The sequence below is a fragment of the Dethiothermospora halolimnae genome (assembly GCF_037577855.1).
GTDB lineage: Bacteria > Bacillota > Clostridia > Tissierellales > VENL01 > Dethiothermospora > Dethiothermospora halolimnae.
In genome coordinates, this window is sequence record NZ_JBAKFX010000131.1 from 1 (window position 1) to 2,200 (window position 2,200).

At 25.0% G+C, this 2,200-nt stretch carries 2 protein-coding genes; both read left to right on the forward strand.

The window, feature by feature from the left end; all coding sequences use genetic code 11:
* On the forward strand, positions 1-406 hold a 406-nt coding region (locus V6137_RS20875; RefSeq protein WP_425449881.1), incomplete at its 5' end, for a hypothetical protein.
* Positions 407-643: 237 nt separating this feature from the next.
* Positions 644-2,023, forward strand: coding sequence for a hypothetical protein (locus tag V6137_RS20880; protein ID WP_425449882.1), 1,380 nt, complete (start codon positions 644-646; stop codon positions 2,021-2,023).
* Positions 2,024-2,200: the final 177 nt, after the last annotated feature.

The window sequence follows — 2,200 nt, forward strand, 5'->3', positions numbered from 1 at the left end:
AAATAAAAACGGAAGAAATGTAAATGAGGGAATAAAACTTATAGATTATTTATTAAGCGATGAAGTGCAGATGAGACTCTATAATTCAGAAAGAGAACCCTATGTATTATTTTTTTATCCAGTAAATGAAGATATAGAAGGTGAAATAAAAGAGCTTGAGAAAAATAAAGACTTAAGTGATAAAGCATTGAGGATAAAAGCAGAAGAATTAGAAAAAATAAAGAGTGGAGAAAATAAACCTAAATTAACCTATGAAGATCAAAATATGAGTATATATATATTAAAAGATAAGCTATATAAGGATATATTTAAGCTAGTATTTGCAGATGAAGAGTACAGTGATAGTAAGTTAGAAAGAAAGCTACAGGAACTAGAGAATCAGTATAATATATATTTGAATGAATAAGAAAAACAATTGTTAATTGTGAATGGTCAATTGTTAATTATTGTGGCGACAGCTTAGGTTTAGGAGGTGTCGCTATTTTTGTTATTGAAGTAGTGGATTTTGTATATTTCATAATAGGATAATATGTTTATATTTAAAATAGAAAAAAATTTGGCAATATAGCTCTAAGAAAAAAGCTGATAAAAAAAATGAATTTTTTACATATATAAATACTCTTATAAATTAGGAGGGGATGGAATGAAAAGAATATTTATGCTTTTTATATTATTAGTAATGATCTTATCGGGATGTTTCCAAGGAGACACTGATAAAAAATCAATTTCAAATAACTTATTAGAAGAAACAAATAAAGATGAGGTAACAATAGCTATTTGGGAAGATGATTATATTTATTATCGAGTAAATTTTCTGATGCTAATATACGATCTTGATGAAATTGAAAAAGAAACGGGATTAAAAATAAAGTACGATATTATAAAAGGAGAAACTCAAGAGGAGTTTTTTAAAAAGTTAAATACCAAATTATATCTAGATAAGGGACCTACATTAATATACCTTTGTGAAACTCCAATAAAGATATATACAGATAGTGGTGTGGCTTTAAATTTAGATGGCAAATTAAAAAATTTAAATAAAATATATGATGCTATAAAAGATAAAGACAATTATTTTATACCAATAGGAATGAAAATTGAAAATTTTCTAATAGATAAAGATGAATTGGATTATCTAGGTATAAAAGAACTCGAATATAATTATAGTTGGCAGGACTATAAAATTATTAGAAATAAATGGTTACAAAAAAACGAAGTAAAACTAAGACGACACCTTATAAGAGATATATATGACTATAATATTAATCAACTGGATATTATAGATATAAAAAACAAAGAAGCAAATATAAATACAGAAGAAATGAAAAAGTGTATTAAAGGGTTAAGGAAAGAATTTTTTGGGGGAAAATATATATTGCCAAAAGATTTTAAAGAGGAAGATTACTATAATGCATATTTCACCACTAAAAAAATATCAGAACAAGGGAAAGAAGAATATAAAAGATTTATAAAATATCATCAAGATTATATATTCAGATATACGGGAGAACATGGACTTTACTCTTATGTAACAAACGAAAGAAATAAAGAAAATAAGATAGTAGTATCAAATATTGTGAGTAGAGATAGAAATTTATCATTGGGAGGATTCTTGGTAAATAAAAACGGAAGAAATGTAAATGGGGGAATAAAACTTATAGATTATTTATTAAGCGATGAAGTGCAGATGAGGCTTTATAATACCAAAAGTGAACCATATGTGCTATTATTTTATCCAGTAAATAAAGATATAGAAGGTAAAATAAAAGAGCTTGAGAAAAATAGAGACTTAAGTAACAAAGCATTGAAGATAAAAGCAGAAGAATTACAAAAAATAAAAAGTGGAGAAAATAAACCTAAATTAACCTATGAAGATCAAAATATGAGCATATATATACTAAAAGATAAGCTATATAAAGCTATATTTAAGCTAGTATTTGCAGATGAAGAGTACAGTGATAGTAAGTTAGAAAGAAAGTTACAGGAGTTAGAGAATCAGTATAATATATATTTAAATGAATAAGAAAAGCAATTGTTAATTGTGAATGGTTAATTGTTAATTATTGTGGCGGTAACTTGGTTTTTATTAGTGACCGCTATTTTTATTATTAAGATAAATTTAAATTAATATATAATAGTTTTTCTATGTAAAGTGTACTTTGTGTAAAATATACGATATAATTACTTATAACAACATAAT

What these genes read in the sequence shown, in the direction of transcription:
- V6137_RS20880 (WP_425449882.1), top strand. Translation starts at nt 644, where the DNA reads ATGAAAAGAATATTTATGCTTTTTATATTATTAGTAATGATCTTATCG.